Here is a 13306-nt window from a genome sequence, read left to right on the forward strand (position 1 = left end):
TTTCAGGCTTCCGTACTCGTATGGAGTCGTCGTTAACATCTGCTCAGGTGCTTTGGTGTTTGATGTCGGTACTGCTCCCTTAGGTTGATTCGTAAAACTTCCGGACGCGCCGCCGCGCCAACGCAAAGAGACCGATTATGCTCGCGACCATTTCCATCCGTGCCAAGATCATCAGTGTCGTGGCGTTCCTGCTGGTCGCGATGGCCGGCATGGGCCTGCTCGCCGTCATGAAGATGCGCGCGATGAACGCCAATACCACCGAGATCACCACGAGCTGGATGCCGAGCGTGAGGGTGCTGGGCGAGCTTCGGGCATCAGTCATCACCTATCGCAACGTGGTTCGTCAGCACATGCTGTCGGAAACCCTTGAAGACAAGCTCGCAAACGAGAAGACGGGCGCCACGGTAATCGAGGCGCTCGCCAAGGCCCGCAAGGCCTACGAGCCGATGATCACCTCTCCGGAGGAACGGAAGCTCTACAACGATTGGGCCAAGCTCTGGGAGGACTACAAGAAGGGCACCGAAGATGTCATGGCGCTCTCGCGTAAGGAGGCCGGCAAGGTTCCGCATGAGGCCCAGGAGCTGAACACCAAGACGGTCAACAAGATCGGCCTTGAGGCCGACGCGATCCTGACCAAGGACATCGAGCTCAACACCAAGGGCGGAGACCAGGCCGCGCAGGATGCCGCCGACAGCTACTACTATGCCTTCATGCTGGTCTCGATCATCCTCGGCGCGGCCGTCGTCGTCGGCATCGGCGTCGGCTTCTACCTCGTCCAGGACGTCTCCAGCGGCATCAATTCGATCATCGAGCCGATGCAGGCGCTGGGCAAGGGCGAGCTTTCCGCCGAAGTCCCTCATCGCGGCGAGAAGACCGAGATCGGCGCCATGGCCGACGTGCTCCAGATCTTCAAGGAAGCGCTGATCGCTAAAAAGGCCGCCGACGAGGCTGCCGCCGCCGATGCCAAAGCCAAGATTGAGCGCGGCCGCCGCGTCGACAACATTACCCGCGAATTCGAAACGATGATCGGCGAGATCGTCCAGACCGTGTCGTCGGCCTCGACCCAGCTGGAAGCCTCGGCCTCGACGCTGACCTCGACCGCCGACCGCTCCCAGCGGCTGGCGACCACCGTTGCCGGAGCGTCGGAGGAAGCCTCGACCAACGTGCAGTCGGTGGCCTCGGCGACCGAGGAGATGGCCTCGTCCGTCGGCGAGATCAGCCGCCAGGTCCAGGAATCGGCGCGCATGGCGGGCGATGCCGTCGGCCAGGCCCGCGCCACCACCGAACGCGTCAGCGAGCTCTCGAAGGCGGCCTCGCGCATCGGCGACGTCGTCGAGCTCATCAACACCATCGCCGGCCAGACCAACCTTCTGGCGCTGAACGCGACCATCGAAGCCGCACGTGCCGGCGAAGCCGGCCGCGGCTTTGCGGTCGTCGCCTCCGAGGTGAAGGCGCTCGCCGAGCAGACCGCGAAGGCGACCGGTGAGATCGGCCAGCAGATCTCCGGCATCCAGGCGGCGACCAACGACTCGGTCGGCGCCATCAAGGAGATCTCCTCGACCATCGAGCGTCTGTCGGAGATCTCGTCGGCGATCGCCGCGGCCGTGGAAGAGCAGGGCGCGGCAACCCAGGAGATCGCCCGCAATGTCCAGCAGGCGGCGCAGGGCACCCAGCAGGTCTCCTCCAACATCACCGACGTGCAGCGCGGCGCAACCGAGACCGGCACGGCCTCCTCGCAGGTGCTGTCGGCGGCACAGATGCTCTCCAACGACTCCGGCCGGCTCAAGACCGAGGTCAGCAAGTTCCTGACCAACGTTCGCGCGGCGTAACTGCGTCCGCGCGGCGTAAGCTGAAAATCACGGCATTGTTCGAAAGCGGCGCCTTTGGGCGCCGCTTTTTTTGCGCACATGAAAGCTGTCTCCCGTCATCTTTCGGCGCGAGGTGCATATCTGGAATGCTATTTCGCAGTGCGGTAGCAGGGAATTGACCGCTCCTGACGCAGTGTCGTTGGCCATTCGGGCGGTCTTCAGGTAAATCAGCCGAGGAACCCGCGGGGGCGGTGTTTCCTGTCCCTGATCTGGAATTGCCCACCGAATGATTGCTCTGGTCCGTATTGCCCTGAGCCGGCCCTACACATTTGTCGTGCTCGCGCTCCTGCTCCTGATCATCGGACCGCTGGCGGCGCTGCGGACGCCGACCGACATCTTCCCGGACATCCGCATCCCTGTGATCGGCGTGGTCTGGCAATACACCGGCCTGCCGCCCGATCAGATGTCGGGCCGCATCACCACGCCGTTCCAGCGCGCGCTGACGACAACGGTCAACGACATCGAGCACATCACCGCCAATTCCTATAATGGCTTTGGCATCATCAAGATCTTCTTCCAGCCGAACGTCGACATCCGCACCGCCAACGCGCAGGTCACCGCGATCTCGCAGACGCTGATCAAGCAGATGCCGCCGGGCGCGACGCCGCCTCTGATCCTGAACTACTCCGCCTCCACCGTGCCGATCGTCCAGGTGGCGCTGTCGGGTGACGGGCTGACCGAGCAGAACCTCGCCGATATCGGTATCAACCAGCTCCGTACGCCGCTGGTCACCGTGCCTGGCGCCGCGATCCCGTACCCATTCGGCGGCAAGCAGCGCCAGGTCCAGATCGATCTCGACCCGACCGCGCTCCAGGCCCGCGGCCTGTCCGGCCAGGACGTCGCCAACGCGCTCGCGGCCCAGAACCTGATCACGCCGGTCGGCACCCAGAAGATCGGGCAGTTCGAATACATCATCCAGCTCAACAACTCGCCGCTGAAGATCGAGGAGCTCGGCAATCTGCCGATCAAGACCGTCAACGGCGCGATGGTCTATGTGCGCGACGTCGCGACCGTGCGCGACGGCAACCCGCCACAGACCAACATCGTCCATGTCGACGGCAACCGCTCGGTGCTGATGATGGTGCTGAAGGCGGGTGCGACCTCGACGCTCGACATCATCGCCGGCATCAAGCAGAAGGTGATCGACGTCAAGGACCAGCTGCCGGACGCGCTCAAGATCGGCTTCATCGGCGATCAGTCGGTGTTCGTCCGCGGCGCCATCGAAGGCGTCGCGTTCGAGGGCGTGATCGCGGCGCTGCTCACCAGCGTCATGATCCTGCTGTTCCTCGGCAGCTGGCGCTCGACTGTGATCATTGCGGTCTCGATCCCGCTCTCGGTGCTCGGCGCCATCATTATGCTGTCGGCGATCGGGGAGACGCTGAACATCATGACGCTCGGCGGCCTGGCGCTCGCGGTCGGCATCCTCGTCGACGATGCCACGGTCACGATCGAGAACATCAACTACCATCTGGAGCAGGGCAAGCCGGTCGAGCAGTCGATCCTCGACGGCGCCAACCAGATCGTGACGCCGGCCTTCGTCTCGCTGCTCTGCATCTGCATCGTGTTCGTGCCAATGTTCTTCCTCACCGGCGTGGCGCGCTTCCTGTTCGTGCCGATGGCGGAAGCGGTAATGTTCGCGATGATCTGGTCGTTCCTGCTGTCGCGCACGCTGGTGCCGACCATGGCGAACTATTTATTGCAGGCGCATGTCCATCACGAGAACGGTCCGCCGAAGTCGCGCAATCCACTGGTCTGGTTCCAGCGCGGTTTCGAGGCTCGCTTCGAGCGCATTCGCGGCGGCTACCACAATTTCCTCGGGCTCGCGCTCGCGCACCGTCCGGTGTTCGTGATCGGCTTCCTCTGCGTGGTCGGCGCGTCCTTCGCGCTGGTCCCGTTCCTCGGACGCAACTTCTTCCCCGCGGTCGATGCCGGCAACATCCTGATGCACGTCCGCACCCAGGTCGGCACCCGCGTCGAGGAGACAGCGAACCAGCTCGCCGACGTGCAGAAGGCGATCCGCAAGCTGATCCCGGGTGAGATCGAAACGCTGACCGACAACATCGGCATGCCGATCTCCGGCATCAACATGACCTACAACAACACCGGCGTGATCGGCCCGCAGGATGGCGACATCCAGATCAAGCTGAAGGAAGGCCACAAGCCGACCGAAGAGCATGTGCGCGTGCTGCGTGAGCAATTGCCGCGGCTGTTCCCCGGCGTCAGCTTTGCCTTCCTGCCGGCCGACATCGTCAGCCAGATCCTGAACTTCGGCGCGCCGGCGCCGATCGACCTGCAGATCCGCGGCGCCAATATCAGCGCCAACTTCGTTTATGCCAACAATCTGCTGGCCAAGGTTCGCAGGATTCCCGGCGTCGCCGATGCGCGCATCCAGCAGTCACCGAACAATCCGACCTTCAGTATCGATGTCGACCGCACCCGCGCGCAGTATGTCGGGCTGACCGAGCGTGACGTCACCAACAGTCTCGTGGTCAACCTTGCCGGCTCCTCGCAGGTGGCGCCGACCTACTACCTCAATCCGGACAACGGCGTATCCTATTCGATCGTGATGCAGACGCCGCAATACCAGATGGATTCGCTCAGCGCGCTTCAGACGTTGCCGATCACGGCGGCCGGCAATTCGCAGTCGCCGATCCTCGGCGGCATCGCCGATATCAAGCGATCGACTTCGAGCGCGGTGGTCTCGCAATACGACATCCAGTCGATGGTGCAGATCTTCGCCTCGACCTCGGGCCGCGATCTCGGTGCGGTCGCGACCGACATCCGCCAGGTGATCGCCGACACCGCCAAGGAGGTGCCGAAAGGCTCTTCCGTGGTGCTGCTCGGCCAGGTGCAGACCATGAACAGCGCCTTCACCGGCTTGTTGTTCGGCCTGCTCGGCGCGGTCGTCCTGATCTATTTCCTGATCGTCGTGAACTTCCAGTCCTGGTCCGATCCCTTCGTGATCATCACGGCGTTGCCCGCAGCACTCGCCGGCATCGTCTGGATGCTGTTCGCCACCGAGACGACGCTGTCGGTGCCGGCGCTGACCGGCGCGATCATGTGCATGGGCGTTGCCACCGCCAACAGCGTGCTCGTGATCTCGTTCGCCCGCGAGCGCTACGAAGAGCTCGGCGATCCCATCGCCGCGGCGCTCGAAGCCGGCTTCGTCCGGTTCCGCCCGGTGCTGATGACCGCGCTCGCCATGATCATCGGCATGGCGCCCATGGCGCTGGGGCTCGGCGAGGGCGGCGAGCAGAATGCGCCGCTCGGCCGTGCCGTGATCGGCGGCCTGATCTTTGCAACCTTCGCCACGCTGATGTTCGTTCCCGTGGTGTTCAGTATGGTACACAAGAAGCAAGGCGCCAAAGGCGCCGCCTCCCTGGAGCCCCCGCATGTCGCCCACTGAACCCCGCTCCCCGGTGTCGCACCGGAAACTGGGCATTTTCGGCGTGGTGGCGCTAATCGCGGCCGGCTTGGTCGTGGGCACCGGCATCCGCGCCCGCGAGGAGCAGGGCTCCAAATTGAAGGCATGGACCGATGACCAGGCTGTTCCCAGCGTCGCGGTGACGCTGCCTAATGCCAAGGCTCTCAATGCGACCATCGACTTGCCGGGCCGTCTCGAAGCCTATTATCGCGCGCCGATCTTTGCCCGTGTTCCCGGCTATCTCAAAAGCTGGAGCGCTGACATCGGTGCGCGGGTGAAGGCCGGTCAGGTGATCGCCGAGATCGAGGCGCCCGACCTCGACCAGCAACTGCTTCAGGCCCGCGCCGACCTCGCCAGCCAGCAGTCCAGCGCCAGGCTGTCGGAAGCCACCCTCAACCGCCGCAAGACGCTGGTCGCCTCCAACTTCGTCTCCGCGCAGGAGATCGACGAGCGTACCGCCGATCTCTCCAACAAGAACGCGGCGGTTCGCTCGGGCCAGGCCAACGTCGAGCGCCTCGAAGCGCTGGCCGGTTACAAGAAGATCACCGCTCCGTTTGACGGTGTGGTCACGGCGCGCGACACCGACGTCGGTGCGCTGATCAATTCAGGCGGCGGCTCGGGCCCGGCAATGTTCGTGGTCTCCGACATCACCAAGCTGCGCGTCTACATCAACGTGCCCCAGAACTACGTGCCCGCGATCAAGATCGGCGCCAAGGCCGCCATCGTGCTGCCGGAGTATCCGAACCGGACCTTCCAGGCGACGGTGGAGGCCTCCTCGCAGGCGGTTGACGTCGCCTCCGGCACGACACGCATGCAGCTCGGTCTCGACAATTCCTCAGGCGAGCTGATGCCCGGCGGCTATGCTAGCGTGAAGCTCAGCCTGCAGCGCGACGCCGCGCCGCTCAGCATTCCCGCCAGTGCGCTGATCTTCAACGGCAGCGGCCTGCGCGTCGCAACCGTCGGTCCGGACGACAAGGTCCTGTTCAAGCCCGTGACCATCGCCCGCGATCTTGGCAAGGAGATCGAGCTCGCCTCGGGAATTGCAGCGGATGACCGCGTCATCACGGCACCACCGGACGGCCTCTCCGACGGCGACCAGGTCCGCGTGACCGGCGCCGGCGCCAAGGGCAAGCCCGCGACGGCGTCGGAGAAGCAGGCGCCGAAGGGGTAGCCTCGGTTTCGTAGGGTGGGCAAAGCGAAGCGTGCCCACCATCTCTCTGCGATCCTAAAAAAGATTGGTGGGCACGGCGCAAGAGCGCCTTTGCCCACCCTACGAGAGCTACGCCACCCTCCATTCCGGCACGCCATCTACCGTCATCGTGATCTCGCCGAGCGAACCCACCGGCGTGCGATCCATGTCGAGCAGATGCGCCAGCGTTGCCGCATCGCTCGCGGGAATCCGCGCCAGCGTGCGCCTATCGTTTTCCGTCCGCAGCATCACCACGCCATGCTCGACCTCGCCGCCGCGGCCGTAGAGCACCGTAAAGCTCTCCACCTTGCCCTTGCCTGAGACATCCGTGACGAACTCCGGCACCGCGCGCTTGTTGCTGTCCGCCGCCGCCTGCACGCTCGTCTCCTGTGCCAATGCTTCACGCGGCGGCGCCTTCGACACCACCAGCGCATGATGCTTGGTGACGAAGCCGCCCTGGCCGTAGAGCAGGCCGAGCTTTGCGCCGTCCCGCACACGCCGCACCATCGCGCAGGCCGCATGGGTCATGTAAGTGTTGAGCGGCGCGCCGAAGAAGGTGAGGCCGCCTGTTACGGTCGGCTGCACGTCCGCACCTAGACCCAGCGTCCGCCGCGCCATCTTGGGCACGCACGGAAAGCAGCTATAGAGCTCGAGCGCGTCGAACGTCTTGCTGTCACCGCCGGCGAGATCCATCACGGCCTTCAAAACGGCGTTCTGCGGATGGCTCTCGTAAAACTGGTCGCGCAAGAGATAGTCGCGCGGTTCTTCCGCCGAGGCGCCGCCGAGCGGGTAGACCAGCTTGTCCTCGGCGATGCCGGCCGCGCGCGCCCTGGCGAGGCTGGTGAGCAGCAGCGCACCGCCCATGTTGACGCTCGGGTTGGCAACCATGAGCTTGTTGTAGGGCCAAGCGATCAGGCGGTTGTCCGCCGTCGGCGTCGTAATCTCCTCCGGCGCATAGCGCCGCTGCAGCCAGGCATTTGGATTTTGCGCGGCAGCTTCCGAATAGCGCGACCACAGCACGCCCGACTCTGCCATCGCCTCGCGCGGCGTCTGTCCCCAATGGGCGGACGATGCCGCTTCGTAGAACGGATAGACGGTGACGGGGCGGAACACGCCGAGCTTCACGGCCAGCGGCTTCTGGAACGCCGCGCCGCGCTTCGGCTCCTCGACGTCATGGGCGAACGGGGTCCATGGCAGCTTTGCCCCGGCGCGCTCCGCCTTGGTCGCCGTCGACTGTGCCTCCGCGCCGCAAACCGCGGCGACGCTGCATTCGCCGCGCGCAATGCGCTTTGCTGCCTCGTGGATGTAGCGGATCGGGCTCTCGCCGCCGACCGGGCCGTAATAGCAATGCGAAGGCGTGATGCCGAGCCGTTGCGCCAGCAGCTGCTCCGGATCGCGATAGCGCCAGCTCAGGAAGTTGACGATATCGAGCGATTGCACCTCGTCGAGCAGCTTTGCGCCGGCATCTGCTTCCGCGCGCCGCAGCGCCTGTTCGAGCAGGTCGAGCGGCTCGAGGCCATCGGTGACCTCCTTGGGACGGTCGACGATCTCGCCGACGCCGACGATGACGGGGATGCGGTCTTCGGGGGTATGCTTCTTATCTGTCATGCTTCAATTCACGATGTCAGTTTTTTGTCATTGCGCGCGTAGCGAAGCAATCCAGGGTCTTTCCGCGATGGTAGTCTGGATTGCTTCGCTGCGCTCGCAATGACGGTGTGTGGCAATCACTCCGCCACCAGCGCATTCATGTGCTCGACGGCTTCGGCAAACTCTTCCTTGAACTCCTGCACCACCGCACCGGCCGACTTCACGCTGTCGATCAGCCCGACGCCCTGGCCGACGAAGTAACTCACGAGATCGCGCGCCTTGGCGTTGCCGCCCGCCGCGGCGCGGTCGATCGAGTTGAAGGCGTCGCGGCTGACGATACTTTGCAGCGGCATCGGCAATGCGCCGGGGCTCTCGGCTGCGCGGTCCCAGGCGTCGGTCCAGACCGAACGAAGTTGCCGTGCCGGCTTTCCAGTGCGGCCCTTAGAGCGCACCGCATCGCGCGACGATGCCGCGATCATCTTCTCGCGAAAGATCTCCGTGGTCTCGGACTCGACGGTCGCAAGCCACACCGAGCCGGTCCAGGCGCCCGCGGCACCCATTGCCATGCAGGCCGCCATCTGTCGTCCCGTCATGATGCCGCCGGCCGCCAGCACCGGCACGTCGCGGATATTCTTGATCGCCTTGATCACCTCGGGCACCAGCACCATGGTCGAGACCTCGCCGCAATGGCCGCCAGCTTCGGTGCCCTGGACCACGAGGATATCGACGCCGGCCGCGACCTGGCGCAGCGCGTGCTCCTTGGCGCCGACCAGGGCCGCGACCGGCACGCCGTGCTTCCTGCCCATCTCGATCATGGCCTTCGGCGGCACGCCGAGCGCATTGGCGATCAGGCGGATCGGGTGGTTGAACGAGACCTCCAGCAGCTCCAGCGCGGTCCTGCCATCGAACGGCTGCGGCTGGTTGTCGGCGACCTCGGTGGTCGTGAGTTCGATGTCGTATTTCTTCAGGAGATTGCGCGTGTAGTTGCAGTGCTCCTGTGGCACGCGCGCCTCAAGGCTCTTCCAGGTGACGTCCTTCTCGCCCGCAGTCGGGGATCAGCACGTCGACGCCGTAAGGCTTGCCGTCAACGTGCTTGTCGATCCATCTCAGCTCGCGTTCGAGCGTATCCGGCGTGTGCACGGTCGCACCTAACACGCCAAACCCACCGGCGCGGCTGACAGCCGCGACGACATCGCGGCAATGGCTGAAGGCGAGCAGCGGGAAATCGATGCCCAGCATGTCGCAGATCGGCGATTTCATCGTTCTCTCCCGGCGGCCTCGCGTTGCTGTTGTCGCAATCTTGAGCGAAGGCTCATCGACGCTAGACCATCGTCTTGCGCTATGCCAATCCGGATTTGGCGGCGCATCTTGCGTGCACACGCCGTGTTGCGCGAAGCCGTACGCCCGGCTCGACAGATGCGGCTTCTCGTGATGGCCGTCCTCGGCAACGTCGGACGCATGACGCGGTCGCGAGGCCCGCGCCGGACGCAGGGCCGGCAGGGCTTGCCATCCGCCGTCCGCGGGCTAATTAATGCAGACGCATCTTTTTGCCGGAGCCCTCGCATGACCGACACCCCCGCCTACGTGCCGCCCAAGGTCTGGACCTGGAACAAGGAGAACGGCGGACAGTTCGCCAGCATCAACCGCCCGATCGCCGGTCCCACCCATGACAAGGAGCTGCCGGTCGGCAAGCATCCCTTCCAGCTCTATTCGCTGGCGACGCCGAACGGCGTCAAGGTCACCGTGATGCTGGAGGAGCTTCTGGCGCTCGGCCACAAGGGCGCGGAATACGACGCTTGGCTGATCAGAATCGGTAACGGCGACCAGTTCGGCAGCGGCTTTGTCGACATCAATCCGAATTCCAAGATCCCGGCGCTGATGGACCGCTCCGGCCCGGAGCCGATCCGGGTGTTCGAGTCCGGCTCTATCCTGTTCTACCTCGCCGAAAAGTTCGGCGCCTTCCTGCCGAAGGACATCAAGAGCCGCACTGAAGCGATGTCGTGGCTGTTCTGGCAGATGGGCAGCGCGCCCTATCTCGGCGGCGGCTTCGGCCATTTCTACGCTTACGCGCCGACCAAGATCGAATATGCCATCGACCGTTTCGCGATGGAAACCAAGCGCCAGCTCGACGTGCTCGACCGCCGGCTCGCCGACAACGAATATCTCGCCGGCAGCGAATACACCATCGCCGACATGGCGGTGTGGCCCTGGTACGGCGCGCTCGCCAAGGGGCTGGTCTACGGCGCCGGCGAATTCCTGTCCGTGCAGGACTACAAGCACGTGCAGCGCTGGACCGACCAGATCGCCAAGCGCCCGGCCGTCAAGCGCGGCCGCATGGTCAACCGTGTCTCCGGAGATCCCGCCAGCCAGCTTCACGAGCGGCATGACGCTAGCGATTTCGAGACCAAGACGCAGGACAAGATCGGCGAGGTGGCCGCGTCGTAGCCCCTTCGCCTCTCCCCGCGTGCGGGGAGAGGGGAAGAGAGGCAGTTGATCACGCCATGCTCAGCTCGTGGCGTCCCACCACCATCCAGTGCACCTCGTCCGGACCATCCGCGAAGCGGAGATGGCGCACGTCCTGATACATCTCCGCGAGCGGGGTCCAGTGCGAGATGCCCGTGGCGCCGTGCATCTGGATCGACTGGTCGATGATCTTGCAGGCTCGCTCCGGCACCATGGCCTTGACCATGGAGACCCAGACGCGGGCCTCCTTGTTGCCGAGCACGTCCATGGCCTTGGCGGCCTTCAGCACCATCAGCCGCATCGCCTCGATCTCGCAGCGCGCCTGCGCGATGATCTGCATGTTGCCGCCGAGATGGGCGATCTTCTTGCCGAAGGCTTCACGGGTGAGGCCACGCTGCACCATCAAATCGAGCGCCTTCTCGGCCTTGCCGATAGTGCGCATGCAGTGATGGATGCGGCCCGGGCCTAGCCGAAGCTGCGAGATCTCGAAGCCGCGGCCTTCGCCGAGCAGAATGTTCTCCTTGGGCACGCGCACGTTGTTGAAGCGCATGTGCATGTGGCCGCGCGGCGCGTGGTCCTGGCCGAACACGTACATGGGACCGAGCACCTCGACGCCGGGCGTGTCGCGCGGCACCAGAATCTGCGACTGCTGCTTGCTCGGCGCCGCATCCGGGTTGGTCTTCACCATCACGATGAGGATCTTGCAGCGGGGATCGCCGACGCCGGAGATGTAATATTTCTCGCCGTTGATGACCCATTCGTCGCCGACGAGCTTGGCGCTGGTCGAGATGTTCTTGGCATCGGAGGAGGCGACGTTCGGCTCGGTCATGACATAGGCGGAGCGGATCTCGCCGTTCATCAGCGGCTTCAGCCACTTCTCCTTCTGCTCCTTGGTGCCGACGCGCTCCAGCACCTCCATGTTGCCGGTATCAGGCGCCGAGCAGTTCATGCTCTCCGATGCCAGTGGGCTCTTGCCGAGCTCGGATGCGATATAGGCGTAGTCGAGATTCTTCAGGCCCTGGCCGGTCTCGTCGTCGGGCAGGAAGAAGTTCCAGAGGCCTTCCTGCTTGGCCTTGTTCTTGGCCTTCTCCAGCACCTCGAGCTGCTTCGGCGTGAAGCTCCAGCGATCCTCTTTGCCTTCGCCGGCCTTGGCGAATTCGGTCGACATCGGCTCGACGGTGTCGCGGATGAACTTCCTGACGTGATCGTAGAGCGGCCGGACCTGGTCCGACATCCTGAGGTCGTTGAGCTCGTCGCCGGGATTGAGGGTGTAGTTGGTGGTGCGGGGAATATAGGTGTGTTTTGTCATTGTTCCTCCCGGGGTCGCTGAGATCGCGTTGCGCCGGAGAATAGTCGCAGCGTCGCCAAAGTGCGAGCGCGCATTTTTTCCAACGCGAGCCATGCCATGCGATGGAATATCGCGGACGTTTGAAATGTTGTTTGAATGGGCGGCATTCTCGCTGTCATCGCCCGACTTGATCGGGCGATCCAGTACTCCGAGGCGTATGTGATCTATCGAGAAGCTGCGGCGTACTGGATGCCCCGGTCAAGCCGGGGCATGACAGCGGTGGTTGCGGCCGGCCTAGCTTGCCATCCGGTGCATCGCGCAGATCTTGTTGCCGTCGAGGTCACGCAAATAGGCAATATAGAGGTTGACGCCCGGGCCTTGACGGATACCAGGAGGATCTTCGCAAGGAACGCCGCCGGCGGCGATGCCGGCCGTATGCCATGCATTGACCTGTTCCGGCGAGTTGGCGGCAAAGCCGATGGTGCCGCCATTCGCAGGCGTCGCCGCTTCGCCGTTGATCGGCTTTGTGACCGAGAACACGCCGGTCTTGGTAATGTAGAAGATGCGATGGCCGTCGACCCGCGCCGGCCGCACCTCGAGCGTGGACAGCAAATTGTCGTAGAAGGCCTTGGCCTTGTCGAGGTCGTTGGTGCCGATCATGACGTGTGAAAACATGTGCCCGTTCCCCTCATTATGAAAATCAAAACGCCGTATAACCGCCGTCGATCACGAACGTATCCGCCGTGTGGTACGACGAGGCCTTGCTCATCAGATACACCGCGATGCCGCCGAAGTCGCTGGCCTCGCCGAAGCGCCGCACCGGAATTCGCGGCATCACGTTGGCGACGAATTTCTCGTTGGCCATCAGGCCCGAGGTCATGTCGCTCTTGATCCAGCCCGGCAGGATCGCGTTCGCGGTGACGCCGTGACGCGCCAGCTCGACGCCGAGCGCACGCACCAGCGCGTTGATCGCGGCCTTGGTCCCGGCATAGTGCTCGTTGCGCGCGGTGCCGAAGATCGAGGCGAGGCTCGAAGTCGCCACCAGCCGGCCGAAGCGATCGCCGGCCTCGGCGCGCGCGGTCATGTGTTTTGCGGCAGCCTGGAACGCGTGGAACACGCCGTCGAGATTGGTCGCAAACATCGTGCGCCATTCTTCCTCGGTGCGTTCGATAAAGGAGCGCCGGCCGCCGCCGCCGATGCCGGCATTGGCGAAGCAGCCGTCGACCCGGCCGAATGTGTCGAGCGTGGCCTTCATCGCGGCATTGACCGAGGCCGGGTCGGTGACGTCGCAGACCCGCGTGTCGACCTTGCCTGATAGCCCGGCCAGGCTCGCGGCAGCGGCCTTGTTCTTGTCAGCATTCCGGCCCCAGATCGAGACGTTGCAGCCCTGGCCGGCGAGCGCCTGCGCGATGCCCAGCCCGATGCCGCCATTGCCGCCGGTGATCACGGCGACGCGTTCCGAAAGGTCGAAAAGGTTCATGGCGCGT

Annotated in this window: 8 protein-coding genes and 1 pseudogene; 4 read left to right on the top strand and 5 right to left on the bottom strand. The window is 64.4% G+C overall.

Annotation, left to right across the window (positions count from 1 at the left end):
• The first annotated feature begins 137 nt into the window (after positions 1–137).
• The 3 genes from AC0L3B_RS01290 (at position 138) to AC0L3B_RS01300 (ending at position 6463) form a co-directional block, all read left to right on the top strand.
• Positions 138–1829: a methyl-accepting chemotaxis protein gene (locus AC0L3B_RS01290; protein ID WP_473379921.1), complete on the top strand. Its 1692-nt coding sequence runs from the start codon at positions 138–140 to the stop codon at positions 1827–1829.
• A gap of 265 nt (positions 1830–2094) precedes the next feature.
• Positions 2095–5274, top strand: coding sequence for an efflux RND transporter permease subunit (locus AC0L3B_RS01295; protein ID WP_473379922.1), 3180 nt, complete (start codon positions 2095–2097; stop codon positions 5272–5274).
• A complete protein-coding gene (locus tag AC0L3B_RS01300; protein ID WP_247363463.1) occupies positions 5261–6463 on the top strand; it encodes an efflux RND transporter periplasmic adaptor subunit in 1203 nt (400 codons plus the stop codon). The genes AC0L3B_RS01295 and AC0L3B_RS01300 overlap by 14 nt, the downstream gene beginning before the upstream one ends.
• A gap of 108 nt (positions 6464–6571) precedes the next feature.
• On the opposite strand, the gene AC0L3B_RS01305 is transcribed toward AC0L3B_RS01300, so the two are convergent.
• Complete coding sequence (locus AC0L3B_RS01305; RefSeq protein WP_473379923.1) at positions 6572–8089, bottom strand: acetyl-CoA acetyltransferase; 1518 nt, start codon at positions 8087–8089, stop codon at positions 6572–6574.
• Positions 8090–8205: 116 nt separating this feature from the next.
• Positions 8206–9328, bottom strand: a pseudogene (locus AC0L3B_RS01310) (nitronate monooxygenase).
• A 303-nt stretch (positions 9329–9631) separates the two neighbouring features.
• Here AC0L3B_RS01310 and yghU point away from each other — a divergent pair.
• Positions 9632–10513 carry a glutathione-dependent disulfide-bond oxidoreductase gene (gene yghU, locus AC0L3B_RS01315; RefSeq protein WP_085362319.1) on the top strand — a complete coding sequence of 294 codons (882 nt, stop codon included), beginning with the start codon at positions 9632–9634 and terminating at the stop codon, positions 10511–10513.
• 49 nt (positions 10514–10562) lie between these two features.
• Here yghU and AC0L3B_RS01320 read toward each other — a convergent pair whose 3' ends face one another.
• The 3 genes from AC0L3B_RS01320 to AC0L3B_RS01330 all read right to left on the bottom strand — a co-directional run bounded on the left by AC0L3B_RS01320 (position 10563) and on the right by AC0L3B_RS01330 (position 13299).
• Positions 10563–11840 carry an acyl-CoA dehydrogenase family protein gene (locus tag AC0L3B_RS01320; protein ID WP_018456976.1) on the bottom strand — a complete coding sequence of 426 codons (1278 nt, stop codon included), beginning with the start codon at positions 11838–11840 and terminating at the stop codon, positions 10563–10565.
• 273 nt (positions 11841–12113) lie between these two features.
• Positions 12114–12494 (bottom strand): VOC family protein, encoded by a 381-nt coding sequence (locus AC0L3B_RS01325; protein WP_007593712.1) that lies wholly within the window; start codon positions 12492–12494, stop codon positions 12114–12116.
• A 25-nt stretch (positions 12495–12519) separates the two neighbouring features.
• Positions 12520–13299: an SDR family NAD(P)-dependent oxidoreductase gene (locus AC0L3B_RS01330; protein WP_473379924.1), complete on the bottom strand. Its 780-nt coding sequence runs from the start codon at positions 13297–13299 to the stop codon at positions 12520–12522.
• Positions 13300–13306: the final 7 nt, after the last annotated feature.

Source organism: Bradyrhizobium sp. Kon56, assembly GCF_055807635.1.

Coding starts and splice junctions, on each gene's coding strand:
- AC0L3B_RS01295 (WP_473379922.1), top strand. CDS start 2,095: ATGATTGCTCTGGTCCGTATTGCCCTGAGCCGGCCCTACACATTTGTC.
- AC0L3B_RS01325 (WP_007593712.1), bottom strand. CDS start 12,494: ATGTTTTCACACGTCATGATCGGCACCAACGACCTCGACAAGGCCAAG.
- AC0L3B_RS01330 (WP_473379924.1), bottom strand. CDS start 13,299: ATGAACCTTTTCGACCTTTCGGAACGCGTCGCCGTGATCACCGGCGGC.
- AC0L3B_RS01320 (WP_018456976.1), bottom strand. CDS start 11,840: ATGACAAAACACACCTATATTCCCCGCACCACCAACTACACCCTCAAT.
- AC0L3B_RS01290 (WP_473379921.1), top strand. CDS start 138: ATGCTCGCGACCATTTCCATCCGTGCCAAGATCATCAGTGTCGTGGCG.
- yghU (WP_085362319.1), top strand. CDS start 9,632: ATGACCGACACCCCCGCCTACGTGCCGCCCAAGGTCTGGACCTGGAAC.
- AC0L3B_RS01305 (WP_473379923.1), bottom strand. CDS start 8,089: ATGACAGATAAGAAGCATACCCCCGAAGACCGCATCCCCGTCATCGTC.
- AC0L3B_RS01300 (WP_247363463.1), top strand. CDS start 5,261: ATGTCGCCCACTGAACCCCGCTCCCCGGTGTCGCACCGGAAACTGGGC.